This window comes from Streptomyces sp. NBC_00659 (assembly GCF_036226925.1).
Lineage (GTDB): Bacteria > Actinomycetota > Actinomycetes > Streptomycetales > Streptomycetaceae > Streptomyces.
The window spans coordinates 5,684,634-5,710,268 of the sequence record NZ_CP109031.1 but is presented as its reverse complement, the minus strand read 5'-3'; the positions used below and the strand labels follow the sequence as shown (position 1 = coordinate 5,710,268).

Sequence of the window (25,635 nt, the reverse complement as noted above, 5' to 3'; positions counted from 1 at the left end):
TCAGGCCTCCGTTCCGGTGCTCTCAGCCGGAGCGGCAGCGGCGGCGGGAGCCTCGGCCTTGGGGGCCTCGGCAGCCGGCGCGGACTGCTGCTGCGGCTTGCGGCCGCGGCCGCCACGCTCGCCACCACGGCCACCACCACGGGCCGGGCGGTCGCTCGCGCCGCCACCACGGGCCGGGCGGTTACCCGCACGGGCAGCGGCGTTCTCGGCGCGGACCTCGGCGATGTTCTTGACGTCGCCCTTGTAGATCCAGACCTTCACACCGATACGGCCGAAGGTCGTCTTGGCCTCGAAGAAGCCGTAGTCGACGTTCGCGCGGAGCGTGTGCAGGGGCACACGGCCCTCGCGGTAGAACTCCGAGCGGGACATCTCGGCGCCGCCGAGACGGCCACCGCACTGGATCTTGATGCCCTTGGCGCCGGCCTTCATCGTGCCCTGCATGCTCTTACGCATGGCGCGACGGAAGGAGACGCGGGAGGAGAGCTGCTCGGCAACGGCCTGGGCGACGAGCTGAGCATCGGTCTCGGGGCTCTTGACCTCGAGAATGTTCAGCTGGACCTGCTTGCCCGTGAGCTTCTCGAGGTCGCCGCGGATGCGGTCGGCCTCGGCGCCACGGCGGCCGATGACGATGCCGGGACGCGCGGTGTGGATGTCCACCCGCACGCGGTCACGGGTGCGCTCGATCTCAACCTTCGAGATGCCGGCGCGCTCCATGCCGGACGTCATCATCCGACGGATGGCGACGTCTTCCTTGACGTAGTCCTTGTACAGCTTGTCGGCGTACCAGCGGGACTTGAAGTCCGTGGTGATGCCGAGCCGGAACCCATGCGGGTTAACCTTCTGGCCCATTACCGGGTTCCTTCCTTGCTGCTGACGACCACGGTGATGTGGCTGGTCCGCTTGCGGATCCGGTAGGCACGGCCCTGGGCACGCGGACGGAACCGCTTCAGGGTCGGACCCTCGTCGACGTAGGCCTCGGAGATGACGAGGCTGCCGGCGTCGGTGTGGTCGTAGTTGTGTGCGGCGTTGGCGATGGCGCTGTCAAGCACCTTGCCGACGGGCACGCTCGCGGCCTGCGGGGCGAAACGCAGGACCGCCTGAGCCTCCGTGGCATCCATGCCACGGATAAGGTCCACCACTCGGCGGGCCTTCATGGGCGTAACGCGGATGTACCGCGCCTGGGCCCTGGCTTCCATGGTTGTCCTTCCAGTGTCTGTCATGGTCGATTCCACCCCGCGTTAGCGGCGCTTCGACTTCCGGTCGTCCTTGACGTGACCCCGGAAGGTGCGCGTCGGCGAGAACTCGCCGAGCTTGTGGCCGACCATCGACTCGGTGACAAACACCGGGATGTGGGTCTTGCCGTTGTGCACCGCGATCGTGTGGCCGAGCATGGCCGGGATGATCATCGAGCGACGGGACCAGGTCTTGATGACGTTCTTGGTACCGGCTTCGTTCTGTACGTCCACCTTCTTTACGAGGTGTCCGTCGACGAAGGGTCCCTTCTTGAGACTACGCGGCATCTAAACCCGCTCCTAGCGCTTCTTGTTCGTCTTGCGGCGGCGGACGATGTACTTGTTCGATGCCTTCTTCGGCGAACGAGTACGACCCTCCTTCTGACCCCACGGGGAGACCGGGTGGCGACCACCGGAGGTCTTGCCCTCACCACCACCGTGCGGGTGGTCGACCGGGTTCATCGCCACACCGCGGACGGACGGGCGAACGCCCAGCCAGCGCTTACGGCCGGCCTTACCCCAGTTGATGTTGCTCTGCTCGGCGTTGCCGACCTCGCCGACCGTGGCGCGGCAGCGCTGGTCGACCAGACGGATCTCACCGGAGGGCATGCGGAGGTGGGCCATGGTGCCCTCCTTCGCGAGCAGCTGCACCGAGGCACCGGCGGAGCGGGCGAACTTGGCGCCGCCACCGGGACGGATCTCGATCGCGTGGATCGTGGTACCGACCGGGATGTTGCGGAGCGCCAGGTTGTTACCCGGCTTGATGTCGGCCCCGGGACCGTTCTCGACGCGGTCACCCTGCGACAGGTTGCGGGGGGCGAGGATGTAGCGCTTCTCGCCGTCCGCGTAGTGCAGCAGCGCGATGCGCGCGGTGCGGTTGGGGTCGTACTCGATGTGCGCGACCTTCGCCGGCACGCCGTCCTTGTCGTGACGACGGAAGTCGATCACTCGGTAGGCGCGCTTGTGTCCGCCACCCTGGTGGCGAACGGTCACACGACCGGAATTGTTACGGCCGCCCTTGCTGTGCAGGGGGCGAACCAGCGACTTCTCCGGCGTGGACCGCGTGACCTCGACGAAGTCGGCGACGCTGGAGCCACGACGGCCCGGCGTAGTCGGCTTGTACTTGCGGATTCCCATTTCTCAGTCCTCGTCCGATATTCGGACCAGGGCACTCCGTTAGGAGGCCTGGCCGAAGATGTCGATACGGTCGCCCTCAGCGAGGGTCACGATCGCGCGCTTGCTGTCGGCACGCTTGCCGAAGCCCGTCTTGGTGCGCTTGCGCTTGCCCTGACGGTTGATCGTGTTGACCCCGGTGACCTTGACCGAGAAGACCGCCTGGACGGCCTGCTTGATCTGGGTCTTGTTGGCCCGCGGGTCCACGACGAAGGTGTACTTGCCCTCGTCGAGGAGCGCGTAGCTCTTCTCCGAGACGACCGGCTTGAGGAGGACGTCACGGGGATCCGTGAAGCTCTTGCTCAGCGGGGTCTCGACGGTGTTCTTGCCTTCGGCCTCGTGGCGCTTCGCCTTGGCGATGCGCGCGACCTTCTTGGCCTTGGCGGCCTTCGAGGCGATGCTCGGGTGACGCGTAGCCATCAGGCTTCGCTCCCTTCGGTGTCAGCGGCCTGGGGGCCAGACACGAAGGACTCGAAAGCGGCCTGGGTGAAGACCACGTCGTCCGAGACGAGAACGTCGTACGTGTTCAGCTGGCCCGGCTCCAGGATGTGGACCTGGGGCAGGTTGCGCGCGGAGAGCAGCGCGGCCTCGTCGGAGCGCTCGATGACCAGGAGCACGTTCTTGCGCTCGCTGACCTTGCCGAGGAAGCTCTTCGCGGCCTTGGTGGAGGGGGTCTCGCCCTCGATCACGCCGGTGATGACGTGGATGCGAGCGTTGCGGGCCCGGTCGGTGAGGGCGTGGCGCAGGGCCGCGGCCTTCATCTTCTTCGGGGTCCGCTGCGAGTAGTCACGCGGCGTGGGGCCGTGGACGACGCCACCGCCGGCGAACTGCGGCGCGCGGGTCGAACCCTGACGGGCGCGGCCGGTGCCCTTCTGGCGGTAAGGCTTGCGGCCACCACCACGGACCTCGCCACGACGCTTGACCTTGTGCGTGCCCTGACGGGCCGCGGCCAGCTGCGCGACGACAACCTGGTGAAGCAGCGGGATGCTGATCTTCTCTACATCGAAGATCTCCGCCGGGAGCTCAACGGTCCCGGCGGTGTCGCCGGAGGGCGACAGAATGTCAATGGTGCTCATGTCCTCAGGCCCCCTTGGCCGCGGTACGGACCAGGACGAGGCCGCCGTTCGGACCGGGGATCGCTCCCTTGATGAGGAGCAGGCCCTTCTCCGCGTCAACGGCGTGAACGGTCAGGTTCTGGGTGGTGACCCGCTCGTTGCCCATGCGGCCCGCCATGCGGACGCCCTTGAACACACGGCCCGGGGTGGCACAGCCACCGATGGAGCCGGGGGAGCGGTGCTTGCGCTGGACACCGTGTCCGGCGCCGAGGCCCTTGAAGTTGTGACGCTTCATGACACCGGCGAAGCCCTTGCCCTTGCTCTTGCCGGTCACGTCCACCTTGATGCCGGCCTCGAACACCTCAGCGGTGATCTCCTGGCCGAGGGTGTACTCGCTGGCGTCAGCGGTACGGATCTCGACAAGGTGGCGGCGGGGAGTGACATCGGCCTTCGCGAAGTGGCCCTTGAGGGGCTTGTTCACCTTGCGCGGGTCGATCTCGCCGAACGCGATCTGGACGGACTCGTAGCCGTCGACGTCGTTCGTACGGACCTGGGTCACGACGTTCGGGCCGGCCTTGACGACGGTGACGGGAACAACACGGTTGTTCTCGTCCCACACCTGCGTCATGCCGAGCTTCTCGCCGAGGATGCCCTTGATCTGCTTAGCCATTCTCAGATCACCGATCCCTAGAGCTTGATCTCGATGTCGACACCGGCCGGGAGGTCGAGTCGCATCAGGGAGTCAACGGTCTTGGGCGTGGGGTCGAGGATGTCGATGAGGCGCTTGTGCGTGCGCATCTCGAAGTGCTCGCGAGAGTCCTTGTACTTGTGCGGCGACTTGATGACGCAGTACACGTTCTTCTCAGTGGGCAGCGGCACCGGGCCCGCGACCGACGCACCAGTGCGCGTCACCGTCTCGACGATCTTCTTCGCCGAGGAATCGATGACCTCGTGGTCGTAGGCCTTGAGCCGGATGCGGATCTTCTGTCCCGCCATGGCTACTCAGTAGTCCTTTGTCTAGTGAAACGCTCCGGAACCCGGGGGTTCGCGTCCTTACCTCCGACCCACGCGGTCGGGTGTGTCGCGCTCCTGGCGACAGGGATATCCGTCACGGATTTCCCTACCAGGGACGCGGCTCCGCCCGAAAGCAACCGCAGGACCGGGGGCGAGAACACCCACCGGGTGCCTGGTCTGCACCCCGCTGACACTTCCCGGAAGATTCCCGTACGTCCGCCCCAGCGCTGCCTCACGACAGATTGGGCGACGAGTACTGTGGGACTCGCTTCCAGTCCTCCCGACGGGAGGCGCGCAGCATCGGCACTCGACCGAGCAACCCCGTTAGTCTGCCATACAGGACGGGGGGCTGGCCAATCGAGCCGGAGATCGTACCCCCAAGGTGACGAAGGTCAAACCCCGGCACGACCAAGATCCCGGGTCGAGTCCCACCGAAGCCCCGCCCCCCGATCCGGCGTCCTCGCACCACCGCCCCACCGGGGGCCGCAGTGCCTTCCCGGGCCGGACCCGCCGCCTCACTTCCGGAGGGGGCCTGCCGCCACTCCCCGAGCGGGCCCGCTGTCCCTCCCGGACTCCCCCGGCCGCGCTCGTTGCCCATCCCCCGCCGAGAGCCACGACCCGAGTGCGGGCACCCGCCCGCGCATGGGCTTCCGCTCAGGGCCGGCGCCCACGCAGGGCCCGCCATGCGCACCCGACGGCATCCCCGGACCGCAGCCGACAGACCTCCACCCTGCTCCACACGATTCTGAGCACCTTCCGCCGCTTCAGCCACGGCGGCAGATCCCGGAACGGCACGAAGGACAGCGTGTCGTCGATGGCGTCACCGGAGGTGCCCTCGGAGCCCTCGGCACGCAGCACCGCGTACAACTCCGGCGTCAACTCCCCATGGAATCGGGCCACATGGGCCGCCGCCGTAAAGGCGTACGCCCGCTGACGAAGGTCCGGCAGCCGGGTCGCCAGGACGATCCTCGGCGCCGCCTCCGCCAGCGAACAGTTGAAGGCCAACCCGATCACCGCCGTGCCGAGATGATCCGCCCCACGCTCGAACGCGTCGTCCACCTCGGCAGGGTCGTCGATACGTATCAGACCCTCACCGGAGTCCCAGTCATGGCCGGACGTCATACCGATCCTTCGCTCCTCCCTCTGGGCCGGCGCTCACAGCAATCCTCCGACCCGCCAATGAATCAATCCCACGGCTCACTCAGTGGCCTGCGCTTCCACCACTGTGCGAGGTCCACCTCGGGACTCGCCTTCGTCGGACGCACCCAGGCGCGCAAAGATCGCTCCGGATCCGGGACGCTCGCGGCCGCGAACCGCTCGTCCAACTGCGCCAGCAGCTGTGCCGGCGCACCCTCCCGGGCCTCCGCGGGCAGCCCCAGCATCAACTGCTCAAGCGAGTCACGGGAGTCGAGGTCGTTCTCGTAGGCGCTGATGGAATAGAAGTCGTCGAACGACCAGCCGGGCTCCATCCGGCGCACCACACGCTCCCAGGACGCGAACCGATCCGCGACCGAATAGACGGGGGTCGTGATCCTCTCCCGCAGCTCCGGCGCGACCCGGGACCGCTCCACCTCGAGACGCTCCGCGTCGCACCGAGCGACGACCTCCATGACCTCTGCCGACAACTCCGCCCACACGGACCTCATATTCGGCGCGGACCGGAACACGTCGCACGGTTCCCTCTTCCTGCCCCGCCGCGCCGGAGTGGGCCCCTGCCTAGCGGATACCTTCGACCAGTTTCTCCAGCGCTCGATCCGCGGTTTCCGCCAGGAGCGTGACATTGTCCATGCCGATGTAGACCGCACCGTTCGGAGCGATGCCCAGGTAGCTGTTGCGACGGTCGGATTCCCCGATCGGGTAGAGATCGGCGCCGGCCTCTTCGCTGAGTACGTCAAAGACTTCGTCGTCCCACTCGGCCACAGTCGGGTCGAGCCTGAACCCCATGCGGGCCATGGTTTTCCCAGGTCCTCGCTCGTTGCTCTCCAGCCCACCGAACTCGGCAAGGAACCTCCGAGCTCTCTCGTGCATCTCGAAGCCGCCGCGCTCACGGAGCGTGCTTTCCCACTCGCCGGTGGGTACCGATCGGCCTGGATGCCATCCGGCCCCCCTCAAAACGCGCTCCGTCTCCGCGGACCACCGCGAATTTTTCTCCTGGCCCATTTCTAAGTCACCGCCGTAATCCCCGCCGGGCGCTGTTCCAACGGAACCCGGTCGTAGGCAGCCCGCACGTCCGGATGCAGATTGTGGTCGCCGCCGCCCTTGATACTGGCACCGCTGAACGGTGCGTCATGCCCCGGAACGGAAAGCCCGGCGGCACTTGTGGGCCTGGTGTCCTTATTGGCCCCCGGCCGCGCCTGCTCTTGGTCGGCCCGCCGTCGGGCGGCATCGCGCGCGGCGTTCTCACAAGCCGGCGAAAGCCCGAACGGGTCTCAATCTCCGGATCATAGTGCCGCTGGTAGTTGTAATGAAGGGCCGTTTCAAGGTCTCGGTACTGGCCCGGAAAGGCCAGAGGGCAGTACACACCAGCGGAACTACGACCCTCAAGCAACGCCCCCCATGCCGTCGCTCGCGCCTTCCACGCCAGTTCCCCGTGCTCATCGACGAGTTCAGTGGGAGTTCCGACGAGATCGGTCACGATGCCGCGGCGAACGCGAACCCACTCCGAGCGGGGCCGCCGGCCCGCGCCGCTCGGCAGGCGCCTCTGGATTCGTCAACGGCTACGACGCGCCACCCAGCATCTCGTCCTCGTCGAAGCCGAGTTCGTCCTCGATGCCCAGTTCCTCCGCCGCATGCCACCGCAAGGGGTTCGGCCATTCGCCCGGCCCGCTGATGGCGATATCCCGCAGAAATGCGAGTGCCTCGGCAGTCCCGATCTCGGCAAGTGACTGAATTCCCTTCACGCAGAGCGGGAAAAAAGGACCGTCTGAATCCTTTCGTTCCCGCACGAGCCCGCTGATCGGCTCCACGGCCTCGGGAGCGCGGAGCTCGCCCAGCATGTCGATCAGATCTTCCGTGCTCGCACCTGAAGGGTTCAGCGCCACGACCGACGACAGGACCGGCCCGAGGCCCTCGGGATGCAAGTGGACCGCGATCGCCGCGAGCCGTTCGAACCTGCGCCAGTCCTGGGCGTCACGCGCCACACGCAGCCAGTCGAGCACGTGGGTGCGCAACTCGGTGATCGTCGCCGCCAGTTCCGCGGCCCGACCCACACCGATGTACCCCCGCCCGAGGACGAGGGCATCCACTCGGTCCATCAAGTCCCCCTCGGACGAGGGGGTTCCTTCGACCGATCTATGTCATTCCGGCGAGCCGTCACGAAGCCTCCGAGTCGGGCGTCCCGCAAGGCCCGGACTCCCGCTTCCGCCACCGCACCCAGCTCCAGAATCGTCCACAACGGTGCGACCACGTCGTAGCCGAGTACCGTCTCGGAAATCGGCGCGTCATGGCCCGTGGCGCCCGTTTCCTCCGTCGTACGCCGTCTCATGGATTTCGGCCGCTCCCCTCGCTCCCGCCGGTTCGGGCGCGTCGGCACACGAGCGACTCCCCCTTTCCTTCAGCGCCGTCGACGCAGGGCGAGCCAGGCGGCTTCGATCGCGTCGACAAACAGCATCCGCCAGTACGCCAGCTTGTCCACCACGGTTGTCCGCACCATCTGCCACTTGAACCACAACGGCAGCTTCCGGAACGGCACGAAGGTCAAGGTGTCCCTGATGGCGTGCTCGGCGAAGGCGCCCCGGCCCTCGGCCTGGAGCGCTGCGTACAGCTCTGCGGTCAGTTCGCCGTTGAGCCTGGCCGCCGCGCCCGCCGCGGTGAAGGCCAACGCCCGTTGATTCGGGTCCGTCAATTGCATCGCTCTGACGATCCGGGGCGACGCTTCGTCCAGTGCGCAGTTGAAGGCCAACCCGATCACCGCCGAACCGAGCGGCCACTCACCCCGTGCGAAGGCGGCGTCCACCTCTGCGGGGTCGTCGACATGCGACACACCTTCGCCGGTTTCCCAGTCCCATTCGGCCGCCATGAACAGTCTTCCTTCTTTCGCCCGTCAGCCGTTGCACGGGGGCGGGAGCACCTTCTGCTTCTTCTTGTTATTGATCATCTTGGACTTCACGAGCCTGGTGAGGTCGTTCTCCCCGACGCTCTTCGACGGGTACCGGGCCTGCACGTGGCCGTGGTAGATCTCCTTGATGATCTTGCCGTCCTTGTCCGTACGGTACTCGTGCCGATCGAGGACCACGATCTCGTTGTTCACGTGGTCCACACCGAGGCGCCGGAATTCGGCCGGGTTGTTCGGGTCGCCCAACTGGATGGACCGGTCCAGCGCGGCCTGGCCGTCCGAGGGCGCACGACCGATCTCGCCCTTGGCCGACGAACTGCTGCCCGAACCATGCTTGTCGTACGTCGAGTCGTCGTAGATGCGGACCGGCTCGTCGTCCTCGAGGCCGAGCGGGTCGCTCCATCGGAAGGGGTTGCCGACGTACGCGTGATGGTTGGGGGCCGGGTCCAAACCGAGCGGGTCGGGTGAGAGGTAGCTCGCGGTGTCCGGGTCGTAGTAGCGGGACAGGTTGTAGTGCAGGCCGGTTTCCGAGTCGCGGTACTGGCCGGGAAAGGCAAGTGGGCACAGCCCTCCGCCGTCGCCGGCCAGCGGCCTTCCCCACAGGCTGGTGGCGGCCCGCCAGGCGATCATGCCGTCCTCGCCGACGAGTTCCTTGGGCGTGCCGACCAGGTCGGTGACGATCGCGTAGAACTGCCTGTCGACGTCGTCCTGGTCCTCGGGCCGCCACCGGTTCCGCAACTGGGCGGCCGCCCGGTGGGTGCCCGGCTCCCAGTCCCACGTGTCGGTCTCCACCACGCCGTCACGGAGCGTCCGCTGCTCCGCGAGGTTGGTGCCGTCCCAGGTGAAGAGGATCTCTTCGACGATCGAACCGTCCTCTGCCACACGGAGCTTGGAGGTACGCCGGCCAAGCGCGTCGTAGTGGTACCGCCAGACACCACTGGTGGGCGTCGCCGCCTCGGTGAGCCGGTCCTCGGCGTCCCAGGTGTACGTCCAGATCCTGCGCAGGCCGGACAACGTCCGTCGAATGACGCGGGTCACGCGCCCTTGAGCATCGTGCTCGTACGCCGTACGGCCCGCCGAGTCGACCGTCGTCCCGGAGTGCCGCACCGGGCCCTGAGCATCCTTCCCGCCGGGGGCCGGATGACTGGCGGCGGTGAGATTGCCGAGGTCGTCATAGGCGTAGGACTCGGTCCACGTCTCGGCCGACACCCGTGTGACGCGACCTGCACGGTCGAGGTCGAACCTGCGGCTGCCGCCGAGCCGATCGGCGAACCCCGTCAGGTGACCGTCCGCGTGGTAGGCGTACGAGCGGGACTGGCGCACGTGCGCGGCACCGGTTCCGCCGTCGTCGGCAGTCCCCGACCGGATGATCTGCTCGACGAGCCGGTGGCCCGCGTCCCAGGACTGCGTCAGGGTGGCGGCGGCGCCCAGACCGCGTGCGGTTTCCCGGCCGGCGGCGTCGTGTGTGAAGGTCAGCTCGCCGCCCGCGGTAACGAGAGAGGTGGGCAGGCCCGTGGAATCGTAGGCCCACTGCGAAGTCGCGCCGGAGGGCGTGGTACGCCGCACCCGTCGCCCCAGCGGGTCGTACACGCTCGTGACGGTCCGACCGTCGACGGTCTCGGTGACGATCCTGCCCACCGCGTCGTAGCCGTAGGCGACGGTGCTGTCGGGGTTCGAGGCCCCCACCAGGCGTCCCGCCACGTCGTAGCGCAGGAACGTGACCGCGCCGTCGCCCGTGCGCGACTCCACCACGCGCCCCTCGGCGTTACGGGTCATCCTCACGGTCTGGCCGCTGCCGTTCGCCCGCTCGACCTGGCGGCCGGTCGAGTCGCAGACGTAGGTGAGCGTGCGGCGGTCGAAGTCGGTCTCGGCGACGAGGCAGCCCGCCGCGTCGTAGCGGTAACTCCACTCGTCGCCGAGCGGATTGGTCACGGCGGTGAGCCGCATCTCGGTGTCGTGGGTGAAGAGGTAGCGCGTGCCGTCCGGATCCGTCCTGACCGTGGGCTTGTTGAACGCCCCGTACTCGAATGCGGTGGTGGAACCGCCCGCGTCACAGTGCTCGGTGAGGTTGCTCTCCCCGTCGTAGGACCAGGTCTCCCTGCCGCCGTCGGCGCGCTCGCGCCACAGCAGCAGGCCCTCGGAGTCCCAGCCCTGGCGGACGGTCCCTCCGACCGGGTCGTCGATGCGCACCACACGGCCGTACGCGTCCCTGCGCACGGTGACGACACTGCCACGCGGATCGACGACCCCCACCGGAAGCCCGGCCCCGTCGCTGTCGAACCGGAACACGTTGCCCAGCGCATCGGTCTCCGTGGTCCGGCGCCCTTGTTCGTCGTAGGTGTACGAACTCACCGCACCCAGCGGGTCGATAGTGGTGAGCAGGTTGCCCCGGTCGTCGTACGTGTACTGCCGGCGAGCCCCGTCGGCTTCCGTGACGGCGACCGGCAGGAGGCCGTCGTACGCCACCTGGACGCTGGTGCCGTCCGGCCGGTCCAGGCGCACCGGCTGACCGTGATCGTCGAGGGTAAGGCGTGTGGTGTTGCCCAGCTCGTCGGTGCGGGAGAGCAATTGCCCGTACGCGTCGTACTCGGTGTGCACGGCAAAGCCCAGCGGGTCGACGACACGAGTGAGGTGGAGGTGTTCGTCGTAGTGGTACTCGGTGCGGTGGCCGAGGCTGTCGGTCATCGTGGTGACACGCCATGCCTCGTCGTAGGCGAACTGCGCGGACATTGCGCCGTCCTGCCCGGTGCCGCGCACCACGCGGTCGGTGGCGCCTTCGTACGCGTAGCGGTACCAGCGATCGTTCCGGTCGGTCCAGGATGTGATGCGGCCGAGTTCGTCGTACGTCAGCCGGTAGGGGCGACCGATGGAATCGGCTACCGCGGTGAGATGCCGCTCGGCGTCCTCGTAGAGGTAGGTGCGCAGGACCGTGCCGGAGTGCGAGCCGGTCACGTCGCCGGTGTCCCCCAGGAGCCGCAGAGCTGTGATCCGGCCGTCCGCGGTGTCGACGGCGAGCCGGTAGCCGCCGGAATGCTGGACCGCGACGGGCACACCCTCGGCGGTCCGCCTGAAGTCGATGCGCTGACCGTTGGGGTCGGTGACGGCACAAAGCGGGAGCACGACAGCAGTTCCGCTGCCTGCGTCGGGGGAGTCCGGCCCTGACGCGGGTCCGTAGTGTCGGACCAGTCCCGTGAACGGGTCGCTGATCGTTACGGTGCCGTCAGGAGTTCCGTCCCAGGTCAGCGGGCGCCTAGGGCCACGACTCGGCAATACCGGACTGCCGGGCTCGGGCACAGGGTAGACCTGGAGCATGCCGTCCGCGCTCGCGCAGACGGCTCCCTCGGCGTCGAGTTCCAGGCGCTCGTCGAAGGTCGACATCCACGCCGGTCCGAACCAGTGTCCGGAGCGGAAGCTCGAAGTGTGGTGGCGTTCGATCACCAAGGGCAGCAGGCCCGGGAGACGGACGTCCGTGTGGGACATCAGCATCTCACCGGTGATCATGTCGATGGGGTCGCCGCCCTTGCAGCGCCCCTCCATGTTCTTGCCTGCCTTGGCTTCGTCGCCCGCCCCCGAGCGCAGCCCCTTGAAGAGATCCTTCATGTACTGGGCGCCGTTCTTGCCCAGCCCCCGAGCCGCCAGGCCCATCCCCTTGAGCCCGACCCTGAGGCCCTTCATCGCCTCCAGGCCGCCCTTGAGGCCCTTGGCGAGCCCGCCGAGGGTGGTGATCCCCTTCATGCCGGGTATGCAGTCCAGCGCCGCGAAGCCCACATCCCACAGGGACGCCTGGCCCTTCGCGTACTTGTTGAGCGTGTCGGCGAGGACGACCAGCGCGGCGATCAGCACGATCACGCCAAGGATCGGCCCCCCGATGATCATCGCGATGATGCCGACGACGGCCACGACGACCTTGCAGACCGCGACGATGGTGTCCCAGTTGTCGGTGAACCAGTCCCCGACCTCCTCCCACCACTTCCGGTTGCGAACACCGGCGTCGGACGCCTCGTCGATCTTCGACTTCGCGTCCCGCGCCGCCTCCTCCCGCATCTTGCGGGCGTCCGCGGCCATCTTCTTCGCCGCGTCCAGCGCACTGTTCGCATCCGACACATCCGACCGGGCCGAGGTCTGCGCCGACCTGGCGTGCTGAGCGTCCCGCGTCGCCGCCCGCACCTTCGCCTCGTCCGGCTTCTCCGCGTCCTTGCTGCCGGTCGGATCGTCCTTGTACTTGTCCGCTTCCTTGCCGGCCCGCGTCACCCACGAATCCGCCGACGACAGACGGGACTTGGCGGAGGTGAGATCGGCCTGCGCCTCCCGCCCCTTGGCGAGGGCCTTGTCCGCCAGCGCCTGCGCGCGCTCCAGCTTCGGCCAGTACTCCGCGAGCGCGTCACCCGCCATCTCGTACGACTTCTTCAGCTTCGTCAGCTGCTTCGGCACACCCGAGAACTCGCCCTGGAACGCCTTCGCCGACTTCCCCGCCCACCGCAGGACGGCGTCCTCGCCCGCCATCCCCTTGATCAGACGCAACGCGTCCGACACGTCATCCGCGAAATCATGCAGGTCCTTCGACAGCTTCCGCACCCGGTCCGGATCCCCCGGCGTCGGATCCGCCTCCAGATCCAGCACATGCCAGTCACCCGGCCGATTCCCCGCCATGCCGCAACCCCCGTCACGCCCAGTTCGGCAACACCCATACGCACAAGCGAACTTACAGGGAACACCGATTCGACACAGTGGCCGCCTCGCGGCAGGGCACCGTGCGCGACCCCTCTTCCTCAGGGAGTGCGCCACCGGCCCCGCTCGACCGGGATGCACCCCATGCCCCTTGATCGCAGGTCCCGTTGGGCCCGTAGCCTCACCCCATGTCTCGTACCACTCCCCCGCGGCCCCTGGACATCACCGCTCTGTTCCCCGAGCTCGCGCCCCTGGCCCGCACCGCCGTGCGGCTGCATCCGCGTCCAAGTACCCCTACGGTCAAGGACAGTTCGATCGGCGGTCCCCTGCTGTGGCCCGCCGACGAGCCGTGGCCCACCTGCCCCGACCACGACGCGCCCACGCACAGCGGTCTGGCCCCCGGCGACGTAAGGCAGCGGCGGCGCATCCTCGCCGACGGCTGGACCCGGCCTCGCGTCGAGGGCGCCGACTTCCTCACCCCCGAGGAGCGCGTGATCGTCGACCGTGCCGTCGCGGCGACGCGGACACCGCAGGACGGCCCGGTCCCGCTCATCCCCGTGGTCCAGCTCTACGCCGCCGACATCCCCACGTTGCCCCGCCCGGCCGGCACCGACCTGCTGCAAGTCCTCTGGTGCCCCTTCGACCACGACGAGGACTACCTCCCTGCCGCCCAGCTGTACTGGCGGGCCTCCGCCGACGTCACCGACCCGCTCCCCGCACGCCCGGAGCCGTCGGTGATCGGCAACGACGACTACCTGCCCGAGCCGTGCCTCCTCCACCCCGAGACGGTCACCGAGTACCCGGCCCCGCACGAACTCCCCGAGGAACTGGCGGACCGGATCCACGCCTGGGAGGACGAACAGAACCCGGACGACGAGGACGACATCGAGGTCGTCGATTACCAGTACGACCTCAGCGTCGCCCCCGGCTGCAAGCTCGGCGGCCACGCGCCCTGGAGCTTCAGCGATCCGTTCCCGATGTCCTGCCCCGAGTGCGGCTCGGACGTCCGTCCCCTGCTCACGATCGACGGCACCGAGTGGGACGGCGGCAGCGGGAGCTGGCGCCCCCTGGAGGACGCCGACTACAGCGGCCTGCACTTCCTCGGCCCGGCCTGCGCCACCCAGCTCAACATCGGCCGCGGGTACACCATGCAGATCTACGTGTGCGTGTCCTCGTACGACCATCCGCACGTCCAGAACATGCAGTGACTGTTCTCCGAGCGGGCCTCAGAGCGGCGCGAGCAACCGCTCCAGCTCCGCGTCGTACGCCCTGTACCCGGCCTTGCCGTACTCCGGCGCACCGGAGTCCGGGCGCAGGATGTCCGGCAGCTCGGCCACCCGCCACATCCGGAAGACGCCTTCCGGAGTGTTGCGCCCGGCATCGCCCACCAGGTCACAGGCGATGCGGATGATCCCGGCGACCAGGCTCCCGCCCTCCTCGGCGTCCACTCCGGCCGCGATGCCGGCGGTCACCAAAGCGTCCAGCAGACGGGTCAGTTGGAGGTCCGCGCCCATACGGCACATCCGGCGCACCACGTGCGGCTCCTCCAGGTACGTGACGTTCTCCGCCGACTCCGGAACCCAGGTGACGCCCGCCGACCAGAGCAGCAGGAACGGCGCCTCGACCGGGTGCTCGCGCAGGTATCCCAGCTCGTCCGAGATGGCCATCACGGGCGCGTCGAACCGGCCGATCGTCCGGACGGCCGCCATGATCCGTGCGATGTCCTCGCCCCTGGGCGCCAGGAAGTCCCCCACCGAGACATCGGCCAGGTCCCAGGTGCCGGCGTGGTTCACCGCGCCGATCTCGACGACTCCGCCCAAGGCGGCGAACACGGTACGGGCGTAACTCTGCGGGTGGATCGCCGCTCCCTCGGTCAGCCCTGGGCGACGAAGCCGATGAACGCCGTCCAGGCGGCGGGGGCCATCGCCAGGCGGGCGCCACCCGGGTTCTTGGAGTCACGGATGTGGATCGTGGTGGGGGTGGGGGCTATCTCGACGCAGTCGTTTCCGTTGCTGCTGCTGTAGCTGCTCTTGCGCCACTCCAGGGCGACTTCGACGCAGTCGCCGGCTTCGCTGCTGCTGCTGTAGCTGCTCTTGAACCAGATCAGCCCCGAGGGGTTCTCGGGGGAGGTCACATGGATCATGTCTCTCCCAGCAGTTGCTCGATGAAGGTCAACGACTCCCTCGGGGTGAGGGCTTGGGCCCGGATGATGCCATAGCGCAGCTCCAAGATCCGCAAGTCCCTGAGGTCCGAGACAGGGCGACCATTGAACGCGCCGTCGGATCGCCCGACCGCCGTACCGTCATCGAACTTCAGCACCTCGATGAGCCCTTGCATCCCGGCATGATCCTCGCGGTCGGTCGGCATCACCTGAAGCGCCACGTTCCGCAACTGGCCAATGTGCAGAAGGTGTTCGAGCTGGCGGCGCAGCTTCATCTTCCCCCCGATCGGGCGCCGCAGCGTCACCTCTTCCTGAATGAAGCTGAGTGCTGGGGCAGGCGACCTTTCATAGATCACCTTCCGACTCATGCGCGCAGCTGTCTCACGCTCCACCACCTCCTGGGGATAGGCAGGCTGGCGCGTCTCGAACAGCGCCTGCGCGTACTCGGGCGTCTGCAACAACCCATGGATGTTGTGGTTGCTGTACAGCAGCAGCTCGACCGCCCGCTCCTCCAGCATCTTCAGCTCGCGGACCTTCTTCGGGTACCGGGCCTTCTCCATGTCTTCCTTGAAGGCCCGGAGATGCCCGCCGGCGTTCAGGACGTCGTCCGCGCGGTCCAGGAAGTCCGCTCGGGGAATCCGCGCACCGCGCTCCACTTTCCGGACCAGGTCCTCCCCGTACCCGATCGCCCGCCCGAACTCGACCACCCGCATCCCGGCCGCCTCCCGCCAGAGCCTGACCTGGCGGCCGGTCGCCTCGACCACCGGGGCGATCTCGTCCTCGGGGCTCACGTCCCACCCGGGCTCGTCCGCACTCTCGCTGCTCACACCCACCCACCTCCAACGCCCACCGTTCCCGTACGACACCCGGGACAGCCGGGACAGCCGGGACAGATCGGGACAACAACCGGACAAACCCTGTACGCACCGACGTCATCGCAGCTCACCGTAGGCGGAGTCGGACACGCTGAGTGACGTGAATCAGGAAACTGCCGGGCCCGAAGCCCAACCCGTCGAACCCGTCCGCAACTTCAGCGTGCTGCTGTCCCCCACGCCACGCGGTGCCCGCCTGGGGAGACTGCTCGCGACCGAACAACTCCGCTCCTGGGGGCTGCCGTTGAGTCCGGCCGACCAGATCGTCGCTGAGCTCGCGACCAACGCGGCGACGCACGGACGCGTGCCGGGACGGGACTTCCGGCTCACGCTGTACGTCGTCGGCGACACCCTCCGCATCGAGGTGACGGACACCGTGGGTGACCGACTTCCCCAACTCGGTGCGGCGGAGGCCGACATCGACTCGGGGCGCGGCCTGCTCCTCGTGGACGCGTTCGCGGACCGCTGGGGCGTGACACCAGGCCCCTCCCCGCGCAAGACCGTCTGGGCCGAACTGTCGCTCGCGTCCGGGGGATCCGTCCCGGCACCCACCGGATCGCGGAATGCGACGACCCGGTGATCGACGACGCGGTCACGCACGACATCAAAAGCTCTTAAAAGCCCGAGGTGAGAACCACCCACCAACCCCACCAGCCTCCCCGCGGCCGACCCATCACCCGCAAGGGTGACAATCAGCAACTGAGCTGGATTTAGCGGCTATTGCCGGGCATATGCTCGCGGCGGCAACACAACCGCAGACAGACAACGGCCCCCGGCCGGGACTGGCATCCCGATCGAGGGCCTCACCAACAAGGAAGAGCACCTTCCCGATGGGTACCCAGAACTTTAGCGCGCCCCCGTGCGCCCAGCCCCGGATTCCGCGGGGCGTCACCCACATCAACGTCCGCCACACCGCGCGGTTCACGACGGTCGGCAACCACCTCACCCAGCACCGCGCGCTCTCCCTGACCGCGATCGGGCTCGCCGCCCACATCCAGTCGCTGCCCGAAGGGGCCCGCGTCGACATCAAGTCGCTCGCCGCGCGCTTCCGGGAGGGCGAGACGCGCATCGCGGCGAGTCTGCGGGAGCTGGAGGCCCACGGCTATCTGACCCGCAGGCGGGAACGGCTGCCGAGCGGCCGGGTGGTCACGCACACGGTGTCGTACAACCAGCCGCAGGGGCTCGCCGCTCCCACCGCCCGGCCGACGGCACCCGAGCCGGGCCCGCCACCGGGAGCGCCCCGAAAACCCGAGCGTGAGCGCGCGGCCGTGCCACCGGCGGCAGGACTCCCTCCCGCACCGGCACCCCCGACCGCAGCAGCAGCCGCACCGGCACCGGCACCCATGCCAAAACGCCCCCTCCCCACCCCCGACACGCACGACCCCGACCGCCACCTCACGGCCACCGTGCTCCTCGCGAGCCTCCACCGGGAGGACCCGCGTCTCCTGCTCTCGGAGCGCGACGTGAACCGCCTCGCTCCGGCCGTCAGCGCCTGGCTGGAACGCGGTGTCGCGCCCGAGGCCGTACGGGCCACGCTGACCTCGGGCCTGCCCCGGGAGCCGCTGCGCCATCCGGCGGGCGTCATGTCGCACCGGCTCACGGAGTCGCTGCCGCCCCGGACACCCACCGTCCCGGTGACAGCTCACCCGCACCCGCTCCAGAACTGCGACGGCTGCGACCGCGCCTTCCGCGCACCCGAACCGGGCCGCTGCGCCCGCTGTCGACGCCGGTCCGATCTCCCGGAGGCCGCCTAGCATGAACGGGACGACCCTTGCCCCCGGGCAGAGACGACGAGGAGCGCACGCTATGAGCATCGCCCCTGACAACGCACGGCGGGACCCCCACCACCGGTACCGGGCGATGCGCGAGTTCCTCGAGCCCATGGACGACACGCTTCCGGGCAAATTCGAAATCACCAAGGAAGGAATCGTCCACGACATGATGTCGCCGGGAGGGCCGCACGAGGTCACGGCAGCACACATCAGCCGCCGGCTGGAGAAGGTGATGCCGGACGAGCTCCTGGCCCACAACGGCACGCCCGATGTGGAGAATGAGCCGGAAGGCATCATGCGCCACCCCGACGTCATGGTCATCGCCTGGACCGATCTGGACACCGAGGCAGCCATCGATCCGCACGACGTCGTCGCCGCCGTCGAAGTGGTCTCCCGCTCCAACCCCGACAACGACTGGGTCGGCAAGATGCGCGACTACGCCCTGATCGGCATCCCCGTCTACGCGATCTTCGACCCCCGCACCGGTACCGGCGCCGTCCTCACCGACATCCACCCCACCCCGGACGGCCCCCGCTACGCGGCCCGTAAGGACTTCGTCTACGGCGAGGACGTGACCATCGCCGACTGGACGATCTCCACGGCGAACCTGCCGCTGTACTCGAACACCTGACCCGGCCTCGACCCGCCGTCCGCGGCCGCGGAACTCGCAGGAAGGCCTCCACTTCCTCTCCGTGACAAGGGCTTGTGAGACCGCCGTGCCGGTTCGATGATCCGGTCCATGTACAAACGAAGACGCATAGTAGGCACGTACCTCGGCGCGGCCCTCGCCGTCGCCGCGCTGCCCGGCATCTCTCTGATCGTCGAGGACCCGCCCTGGGAAGTGGTCCTGAGCGGTGTCGTCTTCCTCCTCGTGAACCAGCTCATCCACACCTACCCCAGCGCCGTCCGCACCGCTCCCCCGGGCGCGGTGCTCGCACTCGCCGCGATCGGGATCGTCCAGGACGCGCTGCTCTGGCTGCTCGTCTCCTGGATCGGCTCGCAGATGGACTACGGCGTCCATGTCGACGGCCTCCTCGCGGCGCTGGCCGGCGGCGCCGTCATGCGTCTGACGGTCCTCGCCGTCATGGCGATCGGCCCGCAGCCGGTTCCCGAGGCTGCCTGAGCCCGGACATGACGAAGGGCTCGTACAGCCGAGGCCGGTCGTACGAGCCCTTTCTCCGGGGTCCGGCCCGGTCAGATCAGACCCTGCTCCAGCATCGCGCCCGCGACCCGCTCGAAGCCCGCGATGTTCGCGCCGCTGACGTAGTCGCCCGGGACGCCGTAGCGCTCGGCGGTCTCGTGGCAGATGGCGTGGATGTTGTTCATGATCTGGGTCAGTTCGTCCTCGACCCGCTCGCGCGGCCACGAGGTGCGGGCGTGGTTCTGGCTCATCTCCAGCGCGCTGACCGCGACACCGCCCGCGTTGGCCGCCTTGCCGGGGCCGAAGGCGACGCCCGCCTTCTGGAAGAGGTGGACCGCCTCGGGGGTGGTGGGCATGTTGGCGCCCTCGGAGACCGCCTTGACGCCGTTGCCGATCAGGGTGGCCGCCGCGGCCGCGTCCAGCTCGTTCTGGGTGGCCGAGGGCAGCGCGACATCGCCCGGTACGTCCCAGACGCTGCCGTTCGTGACGAACCGCGCCGAGGCGCCGCGCCGTGCCGCGTAGTCGGAGACCCGGCCGCGCTCGACCTCCTTGACCTGCTTGAGCAGTTCGACGTCGATGCCCTTGTCGTCGACGACGTAGCCGGTCGAGTCGGAGCAGGTCACCGGGTTGGCGCCGAGAGCAATCAGTTTCTCGATCGTGTAGGTCGCGACATTGCCGGAACCGGAGACGACCACGGTCTGGCCCTCCAGGTCCTCGCCGCGCTCCCGCAGCATGGCGGCGGCGAACAGGACGTTGCCGTACCCGGTCGCCTCGGGCCGGATCAGCGAACCGCCCCAGTGCGTGCCCTTGCCGGTGAGGACGCCGGCCTCCCAGCGGTTGGTGATACGCCGGTACTGGCCGAACATGTAGCCGATCTCCCGGCCGCCCACGCCGATGTCGCCCGCCGGCACGTCCGTGTGCTCACCGATGTGCCGGTAGAGCTCCGTCATGAACGACTGGCAGAACCGCATGACCTCGGCGTCCGACCTGCCGCGCGGGTCGAAGTCGCTGCCGCCCTTGCCGCCGCCGATGCCGAGACCGGTCAGCGCGTTCTTGAAGATCTGCTCGAAGCCGAGGAACTTCACGATGCCCAGGTTCACCGACGGGTGGAACCGCAGACCACCCTTGTACGGGCCGAGCGCGCTGTTGAACTCCACGCGGTAGCCCCGGTTGACGTGGACCTTGCCGTGGTCGTCCTGCCACGGGACACGGAAGATGATCTGCCGCTCGGGCTCCACCAGCCGCTCGACGAGGGCCGCGTCCGCGAACTCCGGACGCTGCGAGAGGGCCGGAGCCAGGGTTTCGAGCACCTCGTTCGCGGCCTGGAGGAACTCGGGCTGCGCCGGATTGCGCCGCTCGATGTCGGCGAGCAAGGAGGCGATACGGCTCTTCGTGTCAGGGCGGGTCACTGGGGTCCCTTCAGACGGGGTTGCCGGAACGACTGACCGGAGTCGGTTCGACCGGTCGGTTCCGGCGGCATAGGTGCCCAGACCAGTCGAGCCCCCGCCCGCGGGCGGGAGACCGTCCCTACAGTCTTCCTCCTAAATCACGGATGTGTTACGTGATTATGCCGACACGCGTCAGGAATCGTTTCACCTGCAGAAACCTCCCCCGCGTCGCAACTTCGTTCGGATTTCGTATACGGATGCGACCGCTTCGCGAGGTGGACCGGACCCTTCGCGAGGTGGGCCGGACACGCGTTGCCGGACACGGCGAAGGGGCCCGTACGACCGAAGTCGTACGGGCCCCTTCTGGAGCTCAGCTCAGGCTGTAGCTACCGAGTCAGGCTCAAGATCACTTGGTGATCTTGGTGACCTGGCCGGCGCCCACGGTCCGGCCACCCTCACGGATGGCGAACTTCAGGCCCTCTTCCATGGCGACGGGCTGGATGAGCGAAACGGTCATCTCAGTGTTGTCGCCCGGCATGACCATCTCCGTGCCCTCGGGGAGGGTCACAACACCGGTCACGTCAGTCGTACGGAAGTAGAACTGCGGACGGTAGTTGTTGAAGAACGGCGTGTGGCGGCCACCCTCGTCCTTGGACAGGATGTAGGCCTGGGCCTCGAACTCGGTGTGCGGCGTGACCGAACCCGGCTTGATGATGACCTGGCCGCGCTCGACGTCCTCGCGCTTGATGCCACGGAGGAGCAGACCGACGTTCTCACCGGCCTGGCCCTCGTCGAGCAGCTTGCGGAACATCTCGATGCCGGTGACCGTGGTCGTGGTCTTGTCCTGCTTGATGCCGATGATGTCAACGGTCTCGTTGACCTTCAGGACACCACGCTCGATACGGCCGGTGACGACCGTACCGCGACCGGTGATCGTGAAGACGTCCTCGACGGGCATGAGGAACGGCTTCTCGGTGTCACGCGGCGGGGTCGGGATCGCCTCGTCGACGGCGGCCATGAGGTCCAGAACGGTCTGGCCCCACTCCTTGTCGCCCTCGAGCGCCTTGAGCGCCGAGACCTTGACGACCGGAAGGTCGTCGCCCGGGAACTCGTACTCGGAGAGGAGCTCACGGACCTCGAGCTCGACGAGCTCCAGGATCTCCTCGTCGTCCACCATGTCGGCCTTGTTCAGGGCGACGACGATGTACGGAACGCCGACCTGGCGGGCCAGGAGCACGTGCTCCTTGGTCTGCGGCATCGGGCCGTCGGTCGCGGCGACGACGAGGATGGCGCCGTCCATCTGCGCCGCACCCGTGATCATGTTCTTGATGTAGTCAGCGTGACCGGGGCAGTCGACGTGGGCGTAGTGACGGCCCTCCGTCTGGTACTCGACGTGCGCGATCGAGATGGTGATACCGCGCTGGCGCTCTTCGGGAGCCTTGTCGATCTGGTCGAAGGCCGAGGCCTCGTTCAGGTCCGGGTACGCGTCGTGCAGCACCTTGGTAATGGCGGCCGTGAGGGTCGTCTTACCGTGGTCGATGTGACCGATGGTGCCGATGTTGACGTGCGGCTTAGTCCGCTCGAACTTTGCCTTCGCCACTGGGGTCCTCCTGCGGAGTGGTTCTGGTACGCCTTACTCATCGGCGCCAGGTGATCTTTGCTGGGATGCCGCCCGCCGAGGTTTTCCCTCCCGGGTCATCCCCGGCGGTCGGTGTCAAGCCTAAAGCGTGTAAACGGGGTGTGTTACTCGCCCTTGGCCTTCGCGATGATCTCCTCGGCGACGTTCCTGGGAACCTCGGCGTAGGAGTCGAACTGCATCGAGTAGCTTGCGCGACCCGACGTCTTGCTGCGGAGGTCTCCGACGTAGCCGAACATCTCCGAGAGGGGCACGAGGCCCTTCACGACGCGAGCGCCGCTGCGCTCCTCCATGGCCTGGATCTGGCCACGGCGGGAGTTGAGGTCGCCGATGACATCACCCATCGACTCCTCGGGCGTGGTGACCTCGACGGCCATCATCGGCTCGAGGAGCACGGGAGAAGCCTTGCGCGCGGCCTCCTTGAAGGCCTGCGAACCGGCGATCTTGAAGGCGAGCTCGGAGGAGTCGACCTCGTGGTAGCCACCGTCGAGAAGAATGACGCGGACGCCCGTCATCTCGTAGCCGGCCAGGATGCCGAACTGCATGGCCTCCTGCGCACCGGCGTCCACCGACGGGATGTACTCCCGCGGGATACGGCCACCGGTGACCTTGTTCACGAACTCGTACGCCGGACCGTCGGTCTCGGTGATGGGCTCGATCGCGATCTGCACCTTGGCGAACTGACCGGTACCACCGGTCTGCTTCTTGTGGGTGTAGTCGTGACGCTCGACGGTCTTGCGGATCGTCTCGCGGTAGGCGACCTGCGGCTTACCGACGTTGGCTTCGACCCTGAACTCGCGCTTCATACGGTCGACCAGCACCTCGAGGTGCAGCTCGCCCATACCGCCGAGGATGGTCTGGCCCGTCTCCTCGTCCGAGTGAACGTGGAAGGAGGGGTCCTCCTCCGCGAGACGCTGGATGGCTACACCCAGCTTCTCCTGGTCACCCTTGGACTTGGGCTCGATGGCGACCTGAATGACCGGCGCCGGGAAGTCCATGGACTCCAGGATGACCGGGTTCTTGTCGTCGCACAGCGTCTCACCGGTGGTGGTCTGCTTCAGGCCCATGACGGCGACGATGTCGCCGGCGCCCACCGCTTCGATCTCCTCACGCTTGTTCGCGTGCATGCGGTAGATCTTGCCGATGCGCTCCTTCTTGCCCTTGACGGAGTTCAGCACCGCGGTGCCAGTCTCCAGGCGGCCCGAGTAGACCCGGACGAAGGTGAGCTTGCCCAGGTGCGGGTCGCTCATGATCTTGAACGCGAGCGCGGACAGCGGCTCGTCCACGGACGGCTTGCGCTTGACGACCAGCTCGGGGTCCTTCACGTCGTGGCCTTCGATGGCCTCGACGTCGAGCGGGGTCGGCAGGTAGCGCACGACCGCGTCGAGCAGGGGCTGGACGCCCTTGTTCTTGAACGCGGTGCCACAGAACACCGGGGTGACCGTGACATCGGTGGACTTGCCGGACGCGATGGTGACGCGACGGATCGCGGCGTACAGCTGCTCCTCGGTGGGCTCCTGGCCCTCCAGGAACAGCTCCATGATCTCGTCGTCGTGCTCCGCGACGGTCTCGACCAGCTGACCGCGGTACAGCTCAGCGGCCTCGGTGTGCGTGGCCGGGATGTCGACGACGTCGTACATCTCGCCCTTGGCCGCCTCGGCGGACCACACGAGCGCCTTCATGCGGACCAGGTCCACAACGCCCTTGAAGTCCATCTCGGCACCGATCGGGAGCTGCATGATGATCGGGACGGCGCCGAGGCGGTCCTTGATCATGTCCACGCAGCGGTGGAACTCGGCGCCGGTGCGGTCCAGCTTGTTCACGAAGCAGATGCGCGGCACGCCGTAACGGTCGGCCTGACGCCACACCGTCTCGGACTGCGGCTCGACACCGGCGACACCGTCGAACACCGTGACGGCACCGTCGAGGACGCGGAGCGAACGCTCCACCTCGACCGTGAAGTCGACGTGCCCCGGGGTGTCGATGATGTTGATCGTGTAGTCGTTGTCCTCAAGCGGCCAGTGACAGGTGGTGGCAGCAGAGGTGATCGTGATGCCACGCTCCTGCTCCTGCTCCATCCAGTCCATGGTGGCGGCGCCGTCGTGGACTTCACCGATCTTGTAGCTGACGCCGGTGTAGAAGAGGATCCGCTCGGTGGTGGTCGTCTTGCCCGCGTCGATGTGAGCCATGATCCCGATGTTGCGGACCCTGGCCAGGTCAAGTGAAGTGGTAGCCATAAGGCTTCAGTCTTCTCTCGGTCTCGATGTGGGTAACGACTACCAGCGGTAGTGCGCGAAGGCCTTGTTGGACTCGGCCATCTTGTGGGTGTCCTCACGCTTCTTCACAGCGGCACCAAGGCCGTTGGAGGCGTCGAGAAGCTCGTTGAGCAGACGCTCGGTCATGGTCTTCTCGCGACGGGCGCGGGAGTAACCGACGAGCCAGCGCAGCGCGAGCGTGTTGGCGCGACCGGGCTTGACCTCGATCGGAACCTGGTACGTCGCACCACCGACACGGCGGGACTTGACTTCGAGCGTGGGCTTGATGTTCTCCAGCGCGCGCTTCAGCGTGATGATCGGGTCGTTGCCCGTCTTCTCACGCAGACCCTCCATGGCGCCGTAGACGATGCGCTCGGCGGTGGAGCGCTTGCCGTTCATCAGCACCTTGTTGATGAGGGAGGTCACCAGAGGGGAACCGTAGACCGGGTCGATGATGACCGGGCGCTTCGGGGCGGGGCCCTTACGAGGCATTTTCTACTTCTCCTTCTTGGCGCCGTAGCGGCTGCGGGCCTGCTTGCGGTTCTTGACACCCTGGGTGTCCAGGGAACCTCGGATGATCTTGTAGCGAACACCCGGCAGGTCCTTCACACGGCCGCCGCGCACGAGCACGATGGAGTGCTCCTGCAGGTTGTGTCCCTCACCCGGAATGTAAGCGGTGACTTCGATCCCGCTGGTCAGACGCACACGCGCGACCTTACGCAGGGCCGAGTTCGGCTTCTTCGGGGTGGTCGTGAACACACGCGTGCAGACGCCGCGACGCTGGGGCGAACCCTCGAGTGCGGGCGTCTTGTTCTTCTCGACCTTGTCCTGCCGGCCCTTCCGGACCAGCTGCTGGATCGTAGGCACTACTTCTCCGGTTTCTGTGTGCCGAATGGTGAAGCTAACCTGGAACGCCACCGACCCACGCGGTCGGGTGTGTCGAATACTGCGGACCCTTGCCGCGAGGCGAAAAGGGCGCAGATTGCGGTGGCCGCTTACGGCTCCCCTTGCGGTCTGAAGGCACGCACGAGAGCCAGGGCACACCCCAGGCACAAGGTAAGAGCGTACCTACCTCATGGACTTCGGTCAAAACAAATGCCGTGGTGCCCGACACGCCGGACTTCTCCCGATCCATTCTCGGGGCACTTCACACTTGGCGCAGCTTGTCATCGGTTCCGCGATGAAAGTCCACGATTCGGTCCGCACCGCACACA

The 25,635-nt window shown here is 67.6% G+C and carries 28 protein-coding genes; 5 read left to right on the top strand and 23 right to left on the bottom strand.

Annotated features, from left to right (window positions below; genetic code table 11):
- From rpsC to OG410_RS24910, 15 genes are all read right to left on the bottom strand, one after another.
- The gene (gene rpsC, locus OG410_RS24980) at positions 1–849 is read right to left on the bottom strand and encodes a 30S ribosomal protein S3 (protein ID WP_326786061.1); all 849 of its coding nucleotides are present in this window, start codon (positions 847–849) and stop codon (positions 1–3) included.
- Complete coding sequence (rplV, locus tag OG410_RS24975; protein ID WP_006604878.1) at positions 849–1,196, bottom strand: 50S ribosomal protein L22; 348 nt, start codon at positions 1,194–1,196, stop codon at positions 849–851. The genes rpsC and rplV overlap by 1 nt, the downstream gene beginning before the upstream one ends.
- A gap of 42 nt (positions 1,197–1,238) precedes the next feature.
- Entirely contained in the window at positions 1,239–1,520 is a 282-nt protein-coding gene (gene rpsS / locus OG410_RS24970; protein WP_024755409.1) for a 30S ribosomal protein S19, read from the bottom strand.
- 12 nt (positions 1,521–1,532) lie between these two features.
- Positions 1,533–2,369, bottom strand: a complete 837-nt coding sequence (gene rplB, locus OG410_RS24965) for a 50S ribosomal protein L2 (RefSeq protein ID WP_153289116.1) — start codon at positions 2,367–2,369, stop codon at positions 1,533–1,535.
- Positions 2,370–2,408: 39 nt separating this feature from the next.
- A complete protein-coding gene (gene rplW / locus OG410_RS24960; protein ID WP_103549184.1) occupies positions 2,409–2,825 on the bottom strand; it encodes a 50S ribosomal protein L23 in 417 nt (138 codons plus the stop codon).
- Positions 2,825–3,481 carry a 50S ribosomal protein L4 gene (gene rplD / locus OG410_RS24955; RefSeq protein ID WP_037627000.1) on the bottom strand — a complete coding sequence of 219 codons (657 nt, stop codon included), beginning with the start codon at positions 3,479–3,481 and terminating at the stop codon, positions 2,825–2,827. Before rplD ends, rplW begins: the two co-directional genes overlap by 1 nt.
- A gap of 4 nt (positions 3,482–3,485) precedes the next feature.
- Complete coding sequence (gene rplC, locus OG410_RS24950) at positions 3,486–4,130, bottom strand: 50S ribosomal protein L3 (RefSeq protein ID WP_037627001.1); 645 nt, start codon at positions 4,128–4,130, stop codon at positions 3,486–3,488.
- Between the two features lie 17 nt (positions 4,131–4,147).
- The gene (rpsJ, locus tag OG410_RS24945) at positions 4,148–4,456 is read right to left on the bottom strand and encodes a 30S ribosomal protein S10 (protein WP_003948644.1); all 309 of its coding nucleotides are present in this window, start codon (positions 4,454–4,456) and stop codon (positions 4,148–4,150) included.
- 672 nt (positions 4,457–5,128) lie between these two features.
- The gene (locus OG410_RS24940; RefSeq protein ID WP_329301226.1) at positions 5,129–5,596 is read right to left on the bottom strand and encodes a hypothetical protein; all 468 of its coding nucleotides are present in this window, start codon (positions 5,594–5,596) and stop codon (positions 5,129–5,131) included.
- Between the two features lie 62 nt (positions 5,597–5,658).
- Entirely contained in the window at positions 5,659–6,084 is a 426-nt protein-coding gene (locus tag OG410_RS24935) for a hypothetical protein (RefSeq protein WP_329301225.1), read from the bottom strand.
- A 106-nt stretch (positions 6,085–6,190) separates the two neighbouring features.
- Positions 6,191–6,634 (bottom strand): SUKH-3 domain-containing protein, encoded by a 444-nt coding sequence (locus tag OG410_RS24930; protein ID WP_329301224.1) that lies wholly within the window; start codon positions 6,632–6,634, stop codon positions 6,191–6,193.
- A 7-nt stretch (positions 6,635–6,641) separates the two neighbouring features.
- Positions 6,642–7,109 (bottom strand): RHS repeat domain-containing protein, encoded by a 468-nt coding sequence (locus OG410_RS24925; protein ID WP_329301223.1) that lies wholly within the window; start codon positions 7,107–7,109, stop codon positions 6,642–6,644.
- 82 nt (positions 7,110–7,191) lie between these two features.
- The gene (locus OG410_RS24920) at positions 7,192–7,728 is read right to left on the bottom strand and encodes a hypothetical protein (RefSeq protein WP_329301222.1); all 537 of its coding nucleotides are present in this window, start codon (positions 7,726–7,728) and stop codon (positions 7,192–7,194) included.
- Between the two features lie 299 nt (positions 7,729–8,027).
- Complete coding sequence (locus tag OG410_RS24915) at positions 8,028–8,492, bottom strand: hypothetical protein (RefSeq protein WP_329301221.1); 465 nt, start codon at positions 8,490–8,492, stop codon at positions 8,028–8,030.
- A 24-nt stretch (positions 8,493–8,516) separates the two neighbouring features.
- A complete protein-coding gene (locus OG410_RS24910; RefSeq protein ID WP_329301220.1) occupies positions 8,517–13,178 on the bottom strand; it encodes a DUF6531 domain-containing protein in 4,662 nt (1,553 codons plus the stop codon).
- A gap of 206 nt (positions 13,179–13,384) precedes the next feature.
- Between OG410_RS24910 and OG410_RS24905 the strand changes: the two genes are divergently transcribed.
- Complete coding sequence (locus OG410_RS24905) at positions 13,385–14,404, top strand: hypothetical protein (protein ID WP_329301219.1); 1,020 nt, start codon at positions 13,385–13,387, stop codon at positions 14,402–14,404.
- 18 nt (positions 14,405–14,422) lie between these two features.
- On the opposite strand, the gene OG410_RS24900 is transcribed toward OG410_RS24905, so the two are convergent.
- Genes OG410_RS24900 through OG410_RS24890 form a run of 3 tightly spaced genes read right to left on the bottom strand, consistent with a single transcriptional unit; the run spans position 14,423 to position 16,184 of the window.
- Complete coding sequence (locus tag OG410_RS24900) at positions 14,423–15,028, bottom strand: hypothetical protein (protein ID WP_329301218.1); 606 nt, start codon at positions 15,026–15,028, stop codon at positions 14,423–14,425.
- A gap of 41 nt (positions 15,029–15,069) precedes the next feature.
- Entirely contained in the window at positions 15,070–15,339 is a 270-nt protein-coding gene (locus tag OG410_RS24895; protein WP_329301217.1) for a DUF397 domain-containing protein, read from the bottom strand.
- Entirely contained in the window at positions 15,336–16,184 is an 849-nt protein-coding gene (locus OG410_RS24890; protein WP_443063794.1) for a helix-turn-helix domain-containing protein, read from the bottom strand. The genes OG410_RS24895 and OG410_RS24890 overlap by 4 nt, the downstream gene beginning before the upstream one ends.
- 148 nt (positions 16,185–16,332) lie before the next feature.
- On the opposite strand from OG410_RS24890, the gene OG410_RS24885 reads away from it, so the two are divergent.
- The 4 genes from OG410_RS24885 to OG410_RS24870 all read left to right on the top strand — a co-directional run bounded on the left by OG410_RS24885 (position 16,333) and on the right by OG410_RS24870 (position 19,124).
- On the top strand, positions 16,333–16,809 hold the full coding sequence (locus tag OG410_RS24885) for an ATP-binding protein (protein ID WP_329301215.1): 477 nt from the start codon (positions 16,333–16,335) through the stop codon (positions 16,807–16,809).
- Positions 16,810–17,059: 250 nt separating this feature from the next.
- Positions 17,060–17,983, top strand: a complete 924-nt coding sequence (locus OG410_RS24880; RefSeq protein WP_329301214.1) for a helix-turn-helix domain-containing protein — start codon at positions 17,060–17,062, stop codon at positions 17,981–17,983.
- 52 nt (positions 17,984–18,035) lie between these two features.
- The gene (locus tag OG410_RS24875) at positions 18,036–18,632 is read left to right on the top strand and encodes a Uma2 family endonuclease (RefSeq protein WP_329301213.1); all 597 of its coding nucleotides are present in this window, start codon (positions 18,036–18,038) and stop codon (positions 18,630–18,632) included.
- 108 nt (positions 18,633–18,740) lie between these two features.
- Positions 18,741–19,124, top strand: coding sequence for a hypothetical protein (locus OG410_RS24870; RefSeq protein ID WP_329301212.1), 384 nt, complete (start codon positions 18,741–18,743; stop codon positions 19,122–19,124).
- Between the two features lie 71 nt (positions 19,125–19,195).
- Here OG410_RS24870 and gdhA read toward each other — a convergent pair whose 3' ends face one another.
- From gdhA to rpsL, 5 genes are all read right to left on the bottom strand, one after another.
- Positions 19,196–20,551, bottom strand: a complete 1,356-nt coding sequence (gene gdhA / locus OG410_RS24865; RefSeq protein WP_329301211.1) for an NADP-specific glutamate dehydrogenase — start codon at positions 20,549–20,551, stop codon at positions 19,196–19,198.
- Between the two features lie 385 nt (positions 20,552–20,936).
- Positions 20,937–22,130, bottom strand: coding sequence for an elongation factor Tu (gene tuf / locus OG410_RS24860; protein ID WP_326786071.1), 1,194 nt, complete (start codon positions 22,128–22,130; stop codon positions 20,937–20,939).
- 143 nt (positions 22,131–22,273) lie between these two features.
- On the bottom strand, positions 22,274–24,403 hold the full coding sequence (gene fusA / locus OG410_RS24855; RefSeq protein WP_329301210.1) for an elongation factor G: 2,130 nt from the start codon (positions 24,401–24,403) through the stop codon (positions 22,274–22,276).
- Between the two features lie 39 nt (positions 24,404–24,442).
- Positions 24,443–24,913 carry a 30S ribosomal protein S7 gene (gene rpsG, locus OG410_RS24850; RefSeq protein ID WP_181650348.1) on the bottom strand — a complete coding sequence of 157 codons (471 nt, stop codon included), beginning with the start codon at positions 24,911–24,913 and terminating at the stop codon, positions 24,443–24,445.
- A 3-nt stretch (positions 24,914–24,916) separates the two neighbouring features.
- Complete coding sequence (gene rpsL / locus OG410_RS24845; protein ID WP_003948652.1) at positions 24,917–25,288, bottom strand: 30S ribosomal protein S12; 372 nt, start codon at positions 25,286–25,288, stop codon at positions 24,917–24,919.
- Positions 25,289–25,635: the final 347 nt, after the last annotated feature.